The sequence below is a fragment of the Neptuniibacter sp. UBA6509 genome, assembly GCA_002435145.1.
Lineage (GTDB): Bacteria > Pseudomonadota > Gammaproteobacteria > Pseudomonadales > Balneatricaceae > Neptuniibacter.
Window position 1 is genome coordinate 27950 of the sequence record DJLT01000043.1, and the last position, 14892, is coordinate 42841.

Sequence of the window (14892 nt, forward strand, 5' to 3'; positions counted from 1 at the left end):
GATTAAAGTAACGGCAACTAAAAAGCTTAATCAACTCTATAACAAACACGATTTCGTCCGTTTTCTTTCGCCTGATATAGGTAATGATCTGCGCTACCTAAAAGGTCAGAAAAATTAGCATTTCCCCGTTTAAGTTCAGATATCCCAATGCTGACCGTGTACTGGGTTGTGTGCTGATTAGTCGTTACCTCATGGTTTGAAAATGTTGTAACGAGCCTTTCAGCTATTGCGATAGCTTCAGCATGCTTGGTTTCAGGTAGTAAAAGTAGAAACTCTTCCCCTCCCCAGCGGGCAACTAAGTCCCCTGCACGTAACTCCTTAGAAAGAGCACGCGCTAAATCAAGCAGTACAATATCACCATGAGCATGCCCATGCTCATCGTTAATCTTCTTAAAATAGTCGATATCCAATATCATTAAACAGAGGTTTCTATTGTTACGAATTGCATTACTAAAGATTGGCTTCATCAATTTATTAAAGCCACGTCGATTATATAGCCCTGTTAACTGATCTCTATCAGCTAATCGTTGCGCCAATACCTTTTCATCTTGGCTTATACGGAATTGGTAAGCCAAAGCCAGTGCAAAAAGGACAGCCTCAAGTAAAATGCCATATTCAACTGCATGAAAACCAAGCGAATTATATTCCACCAGACCAGATACCGTAAAAGCAGTAATGACCGCACTGATCACCGCAAAAACAGCAGCCCCAAGAAAATATGGGGCCTCCTTAACTCCCTGAAAACAAGCGACGGAACCCGCAATGATCATCAAGACCGCAAACGGAACAACCCCTATAAATGCGGTATAAAGTAAGCAGAGGAGATTATCCAAGAGCAAAAAAAGAATAAGGCAGACTGCCAAGACAAAACTGAAAATATTAAAGCTCTTGTCGAGACGTGGAAAACGGCTGGGTAACGCTAAAAACATGCTAGCAAATACTAAACCGCTCAATGCAAACATAATCATCAAGACAGGAATAATCGTATTCTGAACTTGAGGCCAATCGGACCAGAGCCATTGATAGCCATGCCCTGTATAAGCTGCATTAAGAAAAATGAATGACGTTAAATAAAATGAATAATAAAGATAGCGGCGGCTTTTCAGACTAAAAAAGAGCAGCGCATTATAGATTAGTAAAGCGATTAGGAAGCCATATATGATTCCGTAAGTGTAACCGGATTCAACTTGGCGGTCGGTAAACTCTTGCGGTGTATAAAGAAACAGCGGTAACACCTGAGGGTCATCAGATTCAATACGGATGAGGACGGTAGTAGCGCCCTGCATGAACTCATGCGGGAAGGAGAAAAAGCGATTACTTCGTTGCGCGTCATAAGGAAGGCTATCCCCTGTCTCAGTCTGCTGTACTAATTGCCCCTGATGCAAAAAGAAGACACTGATTTTATCCAACCATGAGTTTTCTATTTGTAGGTATCTAAGCGCGGTGGCTTTAGCGTTATGGAGCTCAAAACTAATCCATACAGGGGCAGAGCCCAAGCCAAAATTAAGAATATCACTTTGAGAATGCTGCCCTTGAGTCTTAATATTTTCTAACGCATCAGCATAACTTAACTCTGAGTCGTGTTGCTCATGGAAATAGCGGATATATGATGATTCAATCGCGGGGCCATCTTCAATACTTTGTGCGCCATATACCAAAGTCGGCACGAGTATAGATACCCAAGTCGCCAAGACAAGGCCGCACCACCGGTATAAAAAGGGCAATATAAACCGATATACATTTTTTCCCTGCACCGGTACCTCTACAAAGTCCTACTAAGCACTTAAGATTAGCACTTCTGTAAGAATTTTATAAAGCGCTTAGCGCCTATTTTGTAGGATATAAGCAGTTTTTACATAGATCTGGAACACTTTTAATTCAGTTAAAGGTAAATTCCGGATCAATCACCACCTTTAAACGAGTCTGATTCCTCATTATCGATCTGTCTCAACGTTTGAATAATCTCTTTCAGGTGATCGTATTTATCCCGCTCTTGAACTAACTGCTTCTCTGTTTGATCACTCAACCGCTGTAGAACAGAGAGCCTCTCACTGTCAACAAAGACGAACTCTTGCTCCTCTTCCTTACTATGACTTTCTGTTACCTGCTCTTCATAACTTGAGCTACTCTCTTCCTTGCGCGCGACTAATTCCTCAGTTTGGCGCTCTTGTGCTAACAACATATCCAACAGTGTTAATCGCTCTTGCGGTTCAGCATCCTCTTCACCACCGATATCTATGGCTTGGCTTAAGCGGTTAATAGCGTCATTATATTGCTCTGCAAGGCTCCTAGTTCCATCTCCAGTCACTTGCTCCTCTCGGATCGCTATATCCAATTCCTGAATTGTCGATACATTTCCATCTTCATAAAGGAAAACGCCACTACGTTTAACTTGGCCTAATAAGTTATTCTGATCATCCGTTAAATCAAAGCTTGAAGAAGTAGAGCCCAGATAGATCGCACCAACACCCGCTTCTGTTAAGCTCATTAATTGGTCATTGCCCTCAGCATCTTTGCTCCACACTTTCAGTTTGGAAAAGATCTCATCATTTTCGTCAATCCATTGATTATTATCTGCGTCATATTCCGCTAGATGACTAAAACCGCTCTGTCCTTGGGTACCAAATAATTCAGAGCCATCATTTATTTCACCATCATTATTGATATCGAATGCAAGAAACCCACTTCCTTGAGCAACAAATGAAATATCCTCTTTCTGGCCATCAGCATTTAAATCAAAACTAAAACTACTATTGGTCAGGCCCGCGGCTCCTCCATGAAGGTTAATCACAAGCGGGTCTATTAAGTTGCGACTGAGCAGATCTTCTTTATAGCTTTCTTCCAGCTTAAAGCTCCGCTCCATTTCTAGTTCGAGCATGAAGTTAATCTCTCGACCATCTTCAGTAGTAATGACGCCTTGAGTGCCTACATTCGTTTTTTCATTTTCTGTATAAACACGCTGCTCAACAATTTGGACTCTCGCCTCCTCGAACTGTATCTGCCCGACTTCAAGAACGGGGGCCGTCAGTTCAAAATTAAGCTCATCTGAACCTGTTGAGGCTCGAAATTCATCAATATTGATCTGTTCTGTTTCATGATAGAGTTGCGCTGAAACCGCCTGTGCTAATAGATCAACAGGGGGTGCAGTAATCACTACGGGTGCACTTCGCACTTCTACACTTTGGATTTGTGCATCTTTATGTATAACCGTTTCAACCAACGAGGCTATATTTTGATTCTGCTTAATTTGAGTCGTCTGATCACCCGACTTAATATTGGAAACACTTGAAACACTGGACGCTTTCTCTGAGCGCATTCGTGCATCATATGAGAGATCAACACGAGTACCAGAACCCCAGGTCCCTGTACCAGAAGCAGGCAAAGACAGACCTCGCTCTACACTACTCCCCAACTGTTGGGGTGTATCAGTCGATGTCTTTTCATGTTGGCTATTAAACCCAACCGTCGCACTGGTAATAATCATGCTATTTCCCGCCGTAGATTAACTCTATTAACCTGATTTTATGAGTAGAAAAAGAGATCTAGAGACTCAGCATATCGGCCCATGAGACAAGATAATGAGGAAAAAGGTGATAGGCACAATAGGTACAGAAACAGTTATTAAATCAGCACTTCTCATTAAGGCTTCATTCGCACTTGTCTGATATGCTTAAGGTAATTGCAAACTGGGAATGAGCATAATGAAAAAAACATATCTGATAGCCTCTCTTCTTGCTGCTTCACTTTCTACCAGCGCAGTAAATGCGGGCTGGGCCGATAAACTAAAAGAAGCGGTTCAGGACGAAGAGATACAAAAAACTGTTTTAGATACAGCCAAAGGGTCGACTTCGTCCGGAAAAACCACCAACCTTTCAACCGAAACCTTAATTAATGGTCTAAAAGAAGCATTGGAAGTTGGCAGCAAGCGCGCAATTGAAGAGATTAGCCAGCCTGGCGGTTATCTAGATAATAAGAACATACGCATTCCTCTACCTGATGGTGTTGATAAAGTTGCTTCTATCCTTAAAAAGTACGGACTGGAAGAACAAGTTAATCAGTTTGAAGAAAGTATGAACCGTGCAGCAGAGAAAGCGGCTCCCCAAGCCACTGAGCTGATCGTAGGTGCGGTTAAAGAGATGAGCTTTGAAGACGCCAAAAAGATCTATTCAGGTCCAGATGATGCGGCTACACAGTATTTTAAAGACAAAACAAGCAGTAAACTAAGAACACTTTTTCAGCCTAGTGTACAAGAGTCGCTAGGCCAAGTGGGCGCGACTAAGTACTACAACGAGCTAGCAGGCCAAGCGAAAGATATTCCTTTTGTAGGAGATAAAGTTAACGTAGATCTCGACAGTTACGTGACTGAAGAGGCTTTAAACGGATTATTTACGATGCTTGCAGCGGAAGAGAAAAAGATTAGAGAAAACCCTGCTGCACGTACCACGGATCTGTTAAAACAAGTTTTTAACTGATCTTTAGCTTATAGCTACTGCGAAACTGAAAGAAACAGAGCACAAAAAAGCCGAGAACAGTTAACTGATTCTCGGCTTTTTTATATCAGTGTGTTGGACTATTCGTCGTGACCTGATTCATTGCGGGACTCTTCCCAGCGGGCTTGAGCCTCTTCATGACGTGCCTGCGCTTGAGCTTCTGCTTCGATGCGCTCTTCACGACGATCCGCTTTGCGTTTGTTACGCTCTTTCTGTTGTTCCATAAACTGCTTTAGCTCTGCTTCACCCCAAGCCTTAGCTTCATCTTCAGTCGCAAACCCATCCTGACGCTTTGACACAACGATCTTACGGGCACTTGCTTGTCGCAAAATTTTTACAGACCAGGTTTCACCTTCTGCAATCACTTGATAGTCGTACTTCTTACCCTTGGCCATTCATTTTTCCTGAAGATAGAAATGATTCAATAATGTGCGCATTCTACCACGCTTCTTTCTGAGTTAGGGTAGATTTATTTATTCAGTTTAGCCGCTTAATCCTTGGTCAACTGGCGCCAACATACTTGAGAGTTTAGAATAGCCCTATTCGTTATTAAATTTTAACTTTTATCCCGCCCAGACTTATATAAAAAAGAGATCGCATGAAATCGCCTGATATAGACACGCCGGTATCAACAAATTCTGAAACAAACCAAACAAAAAATGGTTTTTTAGCTTTGGTATCCAAACTTTGCTTTGACGAAAAATTGCCTATTCGTTTCATGTATAAGTCAGTGCCTGAACACCTGAACGATACAGGCTGGCGCATGTTTACAGGTTATGAAACCGAAGAATACTTAGAAGATGAACTTTCTAACTTGGTACCTGTACCTGTTGAAAAGATGTGTAGTTTAGATGCTTCATTGAAAGAGCTTGTTACTTACAATGCGGGGACTGTTTGGGAGCGCATTCCAGGAAGTGATAAGTGGGAGCGTGTACACGATTATAAGATCCCCTCAGCCAATGTAGACGTTGATATAACAAACGATATCGATCGTTTTAATGTTGAGCAGAGCGATTAAGAATAACCTCATGCAGATGCATAGATAGACAGTAGAGCATTCACCTGGCTTTACTGTCTTTTAGATTCTGCGCTTTTAGGTTCTGTCTTTTTAAATTGCACTCTATTACTTATCTGATATGAATCGCTAACCAGATAGTCTCTTGTGTCTGATCGGTCCATTCAACCCGATGCTTCTCATTAGCAGGCAAAAAAAGATGATCTCCGGATTCTAAAATCACCTCTTCCTGACCCTCGATTAACAATCCCGCTCGTCCTTGAATAACAACCACCCATTCATCCCAATCTTGGTCATACCATTCTCCGTCTGGCGTTGACTGCCCAGTGGAAACTATACGCTCTATTGTGACATTATCTTTAGATAGCAATGTCTCGAAGAGCTCTTCATCTTTTCTAGGAACAGGAAGATTAAATAGGTTCATAAGGTTGCGACTCTTCCTCATTTAAGGACACTCACTCATTTAAAACAACTCGAAGTGAATCACACATAGAAAAAAGCCCGAGGTTATTAAACTCGGGCATCTCAATCAAATCAATCGTATATTAGCGAAGAGTAAACCTCGATAAAGTATGCTCTAGGTGTGAAGCTGAAGAGGACATCTCTTCGGCCAGACTAGAAGTATTCCTTGCCGCTCCTTCAGAGCTATCAGCAACCTCAGAAATGGCAGCCAAACTTTCATGTAGATGGTTCACTAAACTACTTTGCTCTTCTGCCGCCGATGCAATACCCGCATTCATCTGATTCATTTCAGACAGTTCATTGTTGATTTCATGCAGAACATCACTAGCACGCGCCATCTCTGAAACATTTTCAGTCACAGAACTACTCGTACGTTCCATCATCGCTACGGCACGCTTAGCACAATCTTGTAGTTTACTTAGCGTCTCTCGGATCTCTCCAGTCGATTCTTGTGTGCGCTGTGCCAAGGTTCTTACTTCATCTGCAACGACCGCAAAACCTCGCCCTTGCTCACCTGCTCGTGCCGCTTCAATAGCTGCGTTAAGGGCAAGTAAGTTTGTTTGATCCGCTATTTCACTGATAACACTAGATACGGCATGGATATTCTGTACATCTTTGTCTAATTCACTAATCACTTCACTAGTAGTGGAAACCTCATTAGACAGTTCATTAAAGGACTGAGTCGTTTTCTGAACCACCGACAGTCCTTCAGACGCCATCGATTCAACACTTTGAGCCGTTGAAGAAGCCATATTCGTATTTTGTGCAATATCAGCAGAACTTGTCGCTAGATCACCTACGCCGTCGGCAATGCGAGAGGTTTCCTCTTTCTGGCGTGCGACACCATCGCGGGTTTGAGCCGATTCGCTGTTCAGGCGTTTAGAATTATCAGAGACAAGGTCTGTCGCGCGTTTAGTCTCCCTCACTAACTGCTCAAAGCCATCAGCTACTTTATTCATGCCCACAGAGATGGCTGCCATCTCATCTTTACCGCGGTAATCTAATCTCGCAGCAAGGTCACCATTCGCTAATTTATCAGAGACCTCTTTAAACCCTTCCATCGCTTGAATCGTTGAACGGTAAAAACCCATAAATAGATAAAAAGCGAGAAAAACAGCAATAGAGATAACCACGAGAATGAGATTACGGCTAAATGTCTGCTTATCTAAGTACGCTTGCTCCTTAGCATACAGCGACGGCAGCATTGTCTTATACAACGCTAATACCTGTTTAATCGCTTTAGTACCTTCAGAAAATACCTCATCAGCATTAACCGCAAGACTATCAGGCTTTATAACATTAGTTTGAATATAACTAACATAATTAGCGACACTCTTTTCTGCTGCCGCAATTTCATCACGCATATCAGACAACTCAGGCATGGCCATTCCTTCTGATAGGCCTGGATATATCTCCTCTAAACGGTCAACTAAATTACTAACATAGATAAAGCTGTCTGGCGTAAAACTACCTTTTGCAGCGACACCCGATGCTTTACCTCGTAGCTGCCCTGCCTCGTCAATAATTTGAGGCAGAAAAGCCGCAACATTATTGATCATAAAGGTCGTGCCAATATTAGGGTCAAGTTCTAAAGAGAACTCACGCAGAATAATATGGTTGAATCGTCTTACTTCAGCAGCAAACTCATTATGTAATTCAAATATAACAGCAGGCTCTTTGCCTGATATGCTCGACTTGATAACCCGCCAATGTTTATCCAAGTCGGCAATAAGTGATTTAGTCTCTGAACTAACATCTTGAGTACCCGATTTCAGCACTTTCAGTGCTTGATCCACTTTAGCACGACGATCAAGAACTTTACTTTCAACGGCACTATTCCCATTTAGCAAAGCATTCGTTAAACCTCGGTGCTGACCAATGTTTACCACTAAAGGTTCTGTGAGCTGTATTATTTCGATACCGCGAAGCTCATCTTTTGTTAAATTAATACTTCGGCTAAGCTCCTGCCAATACAACACAACCGTAAGTACCAAAGGAATTAGAAAAAGAACACTGACAACACTAAATTTGGCAGGGTATTTCATACTCCCCATCAGTGTTGCCGCCGGACTAATCCAAGATGCCATTTTCAAATCTCCATGTTTTTTGAATACTTATTCAGAATTAACCATATAGGGCAAGTCTAAGGGAAGAAGGTTCCTTAAGCTTCTTTATTTTTTCAAATAAAATTCCAGCTTCATCATACTCTCGCTGTAAATGGTGTAGCCACTGCTTTAAACGACCATGCACATACTTGGCAGCAATATCTTGCTCAACTCTATTCAAATAAAGTTCTATTAACTTAAGCACCTGTTGCCAATTAAAGGAAGAAAAACTTTCATCACGTTGGTGATGCTTGATTGCGAGTGCAAGATCAGGCCTTGCGATAAGCCCTCTTCCAATCATGATGTTGTCACAACCACTCACCACTTGGCATTTTTGATAATCATCCCAATTCCACACTTCACCGTTTGCCGTAATTGGAATATCTACCGCTTCCCTTATCTTAGCTATCCATTCCCAATGCGCTGGCGGACGATAACCTTCCAGTTTGGTACGCGCATGTATCGTCAGTCCATCCGCTTTAGCATCAGCGATTGCTTGGGCGTTTTCCAACGCAAGACTTTTATCTTTATTACCTAAACGCATTTTAGCGGTAACAGGCGTATTACTCGGTACTGATTCGCGGACCGCTTTGACTATCTCATAGATCAGCTCTGGTGTATCTAGCAGTACCGCTCCACCTTTACTTTTATTGACCGTTTTTGCCGGGCAACCAAAATTAAGATCAATTCCAGGCGCACCTAATTTAGCCGCTTTACGTGCGTTTCCAGCAAGAACGGTTGGGTCACTGCCTAATAACTGTAAAACAACTGGAGTTCCTGCGGGAGTTCTGCCTTTATTAAAAAGCTCAGGGCATAAACGTCTGAACACTTTAGCCGGTAAAACCCGATCGCTTACGCGTACAAACTCTGTGACGCATTGATCAATACCGCCGACTTGGGTCAGCAGATCTCGCATTGTGTAATCGACAACGCCTTCCATCGGTGCAAGGATAATTTTCAAAATAGGACAGCTACAGATAAGATGATATAAAAGCGCTATTATATGATAGCTTTAAGTCACAAAGGCAGTTAATGGTACTAATATGCGGCTTTTTCTAGCAATTAATATTCCTGATGACGTACAGAACAGCATCAGCCCGCTTATGCTTTCCGAGATAGATGAACTGCGCTGGAGCCCCCTCCATCAACTACATATCACATTAAGTTTTTTAGGTGAGCTGCCAGAATCTATGATCGATGATATCGCTGAAGCGATTACCGAAATAGATTTCAAACCTTTCAAAATCAAGTTAAGGAACAGCGGATTTTTCAAATCCGGTATTTATTGGGTAGGCGTTGAAGAATCAATCGAACTATTAAATCTTCAACGAAAACTGCACCGGGCGATGCTGCAGTTAGGAATTAAATTGGAAAAACGCCGTTACACACCCCATGTCACTATTGCGCGAGGAAAGACTGCAACACCCGCATTAGCAAAACTAATTGAAACACGCGGTATAGGCTTTGAAGCTGAATTCACCGCCTCATCTTTTGATCTTATCAGTAGCCATTCAACGACCAATGGCGTGGACTATCAGAGCGAAGCGACCTTTACTCCCTAGTAAATCGTTAGTCCCTTATGACACCTTTAGCCATAAAAAAGCCTGCTAAATAGCAGGCTTCTTTTGGTTTTACTAGTACTGGATCAAATCAGACAGCCGATAAACCTCTTGTCATATCTGCTTTGATATCTTCAATCGATTCAATACCAACAGACAAGCGCACTAGGTTATCTTTAATACCCGCTTCAGCACGTGCTTCCGGCGTCATTCGTCCATGAGTCGTCGTACCTGGATGCGTGATAGTGGTTTTTACATCACCTAAATTACCGGTAATGGAAACCATTGTCGTTGCATCAATAAAACGCCACGCGGCTTCTTTTCCGCCTGCTACTTCAAATGAAAGTACACCACCAAAACCCGTTTGCTGCTTTTTAGCCAGCTCATGTTGTGGATGACTTTCTAAACCTGAATAAAATACATGGTCAATGCCATCTTGCTGCTCTAACCACGTGGCCAATTCCATTGCATTTCGGCAATGGGCATCCATACGAATCTTTAAGGTTTCAAGTCCCTTAAGGAAGACCCACGCATTAAACGGGCTGAGACATGCCCCCCCAGTACGGATGAAGCCAAAGACCTCTTCCATATGTTTATCACGGCCAACAACCACACCACCTACACAGCGACCTTGGCCGTCTAGGTATTTAGTTGCTGAATGAATAATGATGTCAGCCCCCTGCTTCAAAGGCTGTTGTAACATTGGCGTACAGAAGCAGTTATCCACCACTAAAAGTGCATCATATTTATGTGCAATTTCTGCAACCGCAGCAACATCAGTTAGCTCTGATAACGGATTTGAAGGCGTCTCCAAAAATAGCATTTTGGTTTCTGCTTTAATTGCAGATTCCCAGCTATTCAGATCTGTAGGATCAACGTAGGTGACGCTTATGCCGGTACGGGTTAAGTACTTATCAAACAGAGAAACAGTTGAACCAAATACACTACGCGAGCAAACAATATGATCGCCGTTTTGCATTAATGACAGGCAAGTACTTAAGATCGCCGCCATGCCAGATGCAGTTGCGACGGCACGTTCACCACCTTCTAAGGCGGCGATACGCTCTTCAAAAAACTGTACGGTAGGGTTAGTAAACCGAGAGTAAATATTACCCTCTTCTTCGCCCCCAAAGCGCGCTGCTGCTTCCCGTGCACTGGAAAAAACATAGCTAGATGTTGGATAGATAGGGTCGCTATGCTCACCTTCAAGTGAACGGTGCTGACCTGAACGTACAGCTAAGGTTTCCAAGTCATACCCTTGTGGGTCAAACTGGATCCGTTCCGCACGTTCATAATCAGATATAGACATGTAAAAAACTCCTTAATCTATCTTGCTACACAGATTAGAAGACTCATTGCTCCCCGTCTGATTATCTTTACTGCCATCATTGCGCGCCGCTTGTAAGCGTTCAAGGTAATCAGCATCTACATCGCCAGAAACATACTTACCATCAAATACGCATGTATCAAACTCTGTAATCTCAGGGTTACCTTCAGAAACAGATTGTTTCAGATCATCAAGATCTTGATAGATAATCCAATCACATCCGATCTCTTCACCTACTTCATCGTCAGTACGACCATGAGCGATTAGCTCTTCCGCAGCAGGCATATCAATACCGTAAACATTTGGGTATTTAACTGCTGGCGCTGCAGATGCGAAGTAAACTTTTTTAGCACCTACATCGCGAGCCATCTGAACAATTTGGCTTGATGTCGTTCCGCGAACAATAGAGTCATCAACAAGCATGACAACTTTGTCTTTGAACTCCATACCGATCGGGTTTAGCTTACGACGCACAGATTTTTTACGCTGTGTTTGTCCAGGCATAATAAATGTACGGCCGATATAGCGGTTTTTAATAAACCCTTCACGGAAGTTTACGCCTAGTTCTTTTGCCATTTCCATTGCCGAAGTACGGCTTGTATCAGGGATAGGAATAATGACATCGATGTCATGGTCTGGGCGGTCACGCATTACTTTGTCAGCAAGCTTAGTCCCCATACGCATACGTGAGATGTGTACGTTCACATCATCAATAATTGAATCTGGGCGCGCAAGATAAACATATTCAAAAAGACACGGTGCTAGTTTGGTGTTCTCAGCACACAACTGTGTCGATACATTACCTTCCATGTCTATATAGATCGCTTCGCCCGGCGCGATATCACGCACACGTTCAAAACCGGAAATATCTAGGGCTACACTTTCTGAAGCGACCATGTACTCAGTGCCGTTTTCAGTTTCGCGCTTACCATAAGTCAGCGGACGAATACCATTAGGGTCACGGAAAGCCAACATGCCATAGCCAGTGATAAGCGATACTGCGGCATAACCACCTTTACAGCGCTCATGAACGCGACGTACAGCCGCAAACATATCTTCAGCTTGTGGCTGTAACTTACCTTGACGCTGTAACTCATGTGCAAGAACGTTTAACAACACTTCAGAATCAGATGTAGTGTTGATATGACGCAGGTCAGCACGGAACATCTGCTCTGCAACATCATCAGCGTTCGTTAAATTACCGTTATGCGCTAACGCAATACCATACGGCGAGTTGACGTAGAAAGGCTGAGCTTCAGCAGAGCTTGAACTACCGGCGGTAGGGTAACGAACATGACCGATACCTACATTACCCGCCAGACGCTTCATATGGCGGGTACGAAAAACTTCGTTAACCAAGCCATTGTCTTTACGCAAGAAGAAACGGTCTCCTTCACAAGTCACCATGCCTGCAGCGTCTTGCCCACGATGCTGTAATACAGTTAGGGCATCAAAAATAGTCTGGTTTACATTAGATTTGGCTACAATGCCAACAATCCCGCACATTAAAACTCACCTCAAAGTGCTAACGAAAAATTTAGCGTCCAGCATTCCAGATCAAGCGGCCGACATCGCCCGCAACATCTTTCGTCCATGCTTCCATTAAAACAAAATGCGGAATCAATTGTGATTCCTGAAACCAACGATCATTTACCGCTGGAGTCATTCCGATCAGAGCAACAATTACGACGATGATTAAACCGCCTCTCGCTGCACCAAAACCTATACCTAAAACTCGATCCGTAGCTGATAAGCCTGTCGCATCAACCAAGGCACTAATCAATTTATTAACTAAAACACCCACTACCAAAGTTGCTATAAACAGAATAGCAAAGGAAGCCGATAAACGTACTGAAGGCGTTTGGATAAACGGCTCAAGTAAGTAAGAGAGAGGCTGATAAAAAATTCGAGCAATAACAAATGCTGATACCCATGTAACCAAAGAGAGTGCTTCTCGTACAAAACCACGTTTCAAGCTTAACAAACTTGAAATCCCTACAATGGCTAAAATAGTCCAGTCTGCCCAGTTCATAATTACAGCTCAGCTAAAAATTGTGCGCATTTTATCAGAGTTTCCAGTACCACTGAATCCTATTATTACTGCGTTGTGAAACGAACAATTATACCATTCAAGCCAAAATCAGTTTTTAGCTTAAGTTTCAACGCTTCTAAACGTGTTCTTTGAAATTCGGGCCCGACATAAACTTTAACCAAATCACCCTGTTTTCGTGTAAAAACTTTATGCCCTTCTGATATTAATTGCTTTCGTAGACCTTTCGCATTCGCTTCATCTTTAAAACTCGCCAACTGCAAGGTCCAAGCAACAGGAACACCTTGCTGATCTAAGACTGGCTGATCTTTATGTATCTCAATTTCAACCTTATTCTCAGTAACCACCTTATCAATCACTACCTGAACTTTTTCAGGCGCTTTAGGCAGTTCCTTGGGTAACATCGGTTCAGCCGCAACGGAGGTATCAGGAAGAGGCTTATTAACAGGTGTTATACGTACGATCTCAGGACGATCGGGTGCATCAGGAATCTCGGATGTTAAATGTCGTTCTTTATAACCTGCACCATCAAAAAAAACAGGAAACACGATGGCAGCAGAGACTAAAATCACGGCTAAGCCTATTAACCGATATTTAATTTTTTGCTGCATTAGCCTTCCTTTCCAAATACAGTCAACGCATCACTGACCGTGAAAAATGAACCTGCGATAATAACATTACCAGAAAGGTTGTCGTCATTTTTCAATGCAATTAACGCCTTTTTAACAGATGAATATTTTTCAGCTGAAGCTCCGGACGAAATACACCCTTCCAATTCAGAGGCCGTTTGACCTCTTGGAACATGAAGATCCACGAGACAAATACGATCGATCTTAGGCGTAATAATATCCATAACCTGACGACAATCTTTATCTGCGAGCATACCTAGAACTAGCGTGACTTCGCCTTCCATTAGGGATACACGCTCAGCCAACAATGTAGCCGCTTCTGGATTATGAGCCACATCTAGCCAGTAGTTCGTTGCACCATCCTGAATCAATTGCATTCGCCCTGTCAGGGAGGCCATCTCAATACCTACGCGAATTGATTCTTCATTTACACTTAAGCCAATACATTGAATAGCTTGTAAAACAGTGGATGCATTTTGAATAGGTAAATTAGGTTTTGGAAGTTCAGTCAGCGCGACACTTACGCCCGTTTTAGCTCCTCTCCAATCCCAACAGCCGTTCTCTTTTATCTCATAAGAAAACTGTTGACCGGCCTGATAAAATTCAGCGCCAATCTCCGTCGCATAACCCGAAACCGATAAAGGAGGATTAAGGTCTCCGCAGATTGCAGGTTTGTTAGCACGATATACGCCTGACTTTTCGCGACCGATGATCTCCCGATCATCACCTAGCCAATCCATATGATCGAGCGCAACGGTAGTTACTATAGATATATCCGCATCAATAATATTTACTGCATCTAAGCGACCACCCAATCCCACTTCTAGAAGAACAAGGTCAGGCTTGAGCTCTGTAAAAATAACCAACGCGGCTAAAGTGCCAAATTCAAAATAGGTTAATGGAATTTGCCCTCGGGCTTGATCTATTCTTTCAAAGGCAGCACATAGCTGCTCATCGCTAGCATTTAAAGCATCGATTCTGACTCGTTCGTTATAATGCAAAAAATGAGGCGATGTAAAACAACCCACGGAATAGCCCGCATGCTTATAAATAGCATCCAAATAGCTCACAGTTGAGCCTTTACCATTAGTTCCAGCAACAGTAACGACTTTTGATGAAGACAGATCAATGGCCAGTAGTTGGGAAACGGCACTTACTCGGTCAAGACCTAGCTCAATCTCAGAGGGATGACACTGCTCCATCCAAGAAAGCCACTGTGAAAGTGAGAATTTTTTAGCTATCGGATTCATAAGTA

The 14892-nt window shown here is 42.8% G+C and carries 14 protein-coding genes; 3 read left to right on the top strand and 11 right to left on the bottom strand.

Annotation, left to right across the window (positions count from 1 at the left end):
- Positions 1-26: 26 nt before the first annotated feature.
- On the bottom strand, positions 27-1667 hold the full coding sequence (locus B4K11_RS05980) for a sensor domain-containing diguanylate cyclase (RefSeq protein WP_292957009.1): 1641 nt from the start codon (positions 1665-1667) through the stop codon (positions 27-29).
- A 233-nt stretch (positions 1668-1900) separates the two neighbouring features.
- The gene (locus B4K11_RS05985) at positions 1901-3484 is read right to left on the bottom strand and encodes a hypothetical protein (RefSeq protein ID WP_292957006.1); all 1584 of its coding nucleotides are present in this window, start codon (positions 3482-3484) and stop codon (positions 1901-1903) included.
- A gap of 217 nt (positions 3485-3701) precedes the next feature.
- On the opposite strand from B4K11_RS05985, the gene B4K11_RS05990 reads away from it, so the two are divergent.
- Complete coding sequence (locus B4K11_RS05990; protein ID WP_292957003.1) at positions 3702-4472, top strand: DUF4197 domain-containing protein; 771 nt, start codon at positions 3702-3704, stop codon at positions 4470-4472.
- 98 nt (positions 4473-4570) lie between these two features.
- Here B4K11_RS05990 and B4K11_RS05995 read toward each other — a convergent pair whose 3' ends face one another.
- Positions 4571-4885 (bottom strand): DUF3622 domain-containing protein, encoded by a 315-nt coding sequence (locus B4K11_RS05995; protein WP_292957000.1) that lies wholly within the window; start codon positions 4883-4885, stop codon positions 4571-4573.
- A 203-nt stretch (positions 4886-5088) separates the two neighbouring features.
- Between B4K11_RS05995 and B4K11_RS06000 the strand changes: the two genes are divergently transcribed.
- Positions 5089-5508, top strand: coding sequence for an immunity protein Imm33 domain-containing protein (locus B4K11_RS06000; RefSeq protein WP_292956997.1), 420 nt, complete (start codon positions 5089-5091; stop codon positions 5506-5508).
- A 109-nt stretch (positions 5509-5617) separates the two neighbouring features.
- On the opposite strand, the gene B4K11_RS06005 is transcribed toward B4K11_RS06000, so the two are convergent.
- From B4K11_RS06005 to B4K11_RS06015, 3 genes are all read right to left on the bottom strand, one after another.
- Positions 5618-5929 (bottom strand): cupin domain-containing protein, encoded by a 312-nt coding sequence (locus B4K11_RS06005; RefSeq protein ID WP_292956994.1) that lies wholly within the window; start codon positions 5927-5929, stop codon positions 5618-5620.
- A gap of 121 nt (positions 5930-6050) precedes the next feature.
- Positions 6051-8054: a methyl-accepting chemotaxis protein gene (locus tag B4K11_RS06010; RefSeq protein WP_292956991.1), complete on the bottom strand. Its 2004-nt coding sequence runs from the start codon at positions 8052-8054 to the stop codon at positions 6051-6053.
- A gap of 37 nt (positions 8055-8091) precedes the next feature.
- Positions 8092-9033, bottom strand: a complete 942-nt coding sequence (locus tag B4K11_RS06015; RefSeq protein WP_292956988.1) for a tRNA dihydrouridine synthase — start codon at positions 9031-9033, stop codon at positions 8092-8094.
- An 82-nt stretch (positions 9034-9115) separates the two neighbouring features.
- Between B4K11_RS06015 and thpR the strand changes: the two genes are divergently transcribed.
- Complete coding sequence (thpR, locus tag B4K11_RS06020; protein ID WP_292959282.1) at positions 9116-9634, top strand: RNA 2',3'-cyclic phosphodiesterase; 519 nt, start codon at positions 9116-9118, stop codon at positions 9632-9634.
- 88 nt (positions 9635-9722) lie between these two features.
- On the opposite strand, the gene B4K11_RS06025 is transcribed toward thpR, so the two are convergent.
- From B4K11_RS06025 to folC, 5 genes are all read right to left on the bottom strand, one after another.
- A complete protein-coding gene (locus B4K11_RS06025; protein ID WP_292955241.1) occupies positions 9723-10940 on the bottom strand; it encodes an O-succinylhomoserine sulfhydrylase in 1218 nt (405 codons plus the stop codon).
- A 12-nt stretch (positions 10941-10952) separates the two neighbouring features.
- A complete protein-coding gene (purF, locus tag B4K11_RS06030) occupies positions 10953-12464 on the bottom strand; it encodes an amidophosphoribosyltransferase (protein ID WP_292955238.1) in 1512 nt (503 codons plus the stop codon).
- A 31-nt stretch (positions 12465-12495) separates the two neighbouring features.
- Positions 12496-12990, bottom strand: coding sequence for a CvpA family protein (locus B4K11_RS06035; protein ID WP_292955235.1), 495 nt, complete (start codon positions 12988-12990; stop codon positions 12496-12498).
- 65 nt (positions 12991-13055) lie between these two features.
- Positions 13056-13619 carry an SPOR domain-containing protein gene (locus B4K11_RS06040; protein WP_292955232.1) on the bottom strand — a complete coding sequence of 188 codons (564 nt, stop codon included), beginning with the start codon at positions 13617-13619 and terminating at the stop codon, positions 13056-13058.
- The gene (folC, locus tag B4K11_RS06045; protein WP_292955230.1) at positions 13619-14887 is read right to left on the bottom strand and encodes a bifunctional tetrahydrofolate synthase/dihydrofolate synthase; all 1269 of its coding nucleotides are present in this window, start codon (positions 14885-14887) and stop codon (positions 13619-13621) included. Before folC ends, B4K11_RS06040 begins: the two co-directional genes overlap by 1 nt.
- Positions 14888-14892 lie beyond the last annotated feature (5 nt).

Bases quoted from the DNA above. Each gene is read 5' to 3' on its own strand.
- B4K11_RS05985 (WP_292957006.1), bottom strand. From the start codon at position 3,484: ATGATTATTACCAGTGCGACGGTTGGGTTTAATAGCCAACATGAAAAG.
- B4K11_RS05995 (WP_292957000.1), bottom strand. From the start codon at position 4,885: ATGGCCAAGGGTAAGAAGTACGACTATCAAGTGATTGCAGAAGGTGAA.
- B4K11_RS06040 (WP_292955232.1), bottom strand. From the start codon at position 13,619: ATGCAGCAAAAAATTAAATATCGGTTAATAGGCTTAGCCGTGATTTTA.
- purF (WP_292955238.1), bottom strand. From the start codon at position 12,464: ATGTGCGGGATTGTTGGCATTGTAGCCAAATCTAATGTAAACCAGACT.
- B4K11_RS06005 (WP_292956994.1), bottom strand. From the start codon at position 5,929: ATGAACCTATTTAATCTTCCTGTTCCTAGAAAAGATGAAGAGCTCTTC.
- thpR (WP_292959282.1), top strand. From the start codon at position 9,116: ATGCGGCTTTTTCTAGCAATTAATATTCCTGATGACGTACAGAACAGC.
- B4K11_RS06010 (WP_292956991.1), bottom strand. From the start codon at position 8,054: ATGGCATCTTGGATTAGTCCGGCGGCAACACTGATGGGGAGTATGAAA.
- folC (WP_292955230.1), bottom strand. From the start codon at position 14,887: ATGAATCCGATAGCTAAAAAATTCTCACTTTCACAGTGGCTTTCTTGG.
- B4K11_RS05990 (WP_292957003.1), top strand. From the start codon at position 3,702: ATGAAAAAAACATATCTGATAGCCTCTCTTCTTGCTGCTTCACTTTCT.
- B4K11_RS06035 (WP_292955235.1), bottom strand. From the start codon at position 12,990: ATGAACTGGGCAGACTGGACTATTTTAGCCATTGTAGGGATTTCAAGT.
- B4K11_RS06000 (WP_292956997.1), top strand. From the start codon at position 5,089: ATGAAATCGCCTGATATAGACACGCCGGTATCAACAAATTCTGAAACA.
- B4K11_RS06025 (WP_292955241.1), bottom strand. From the start codon at position 10,940: ATGTCTATATCTGATTATGAACGTGCGGAACGGATCCAGTTTGACCCA.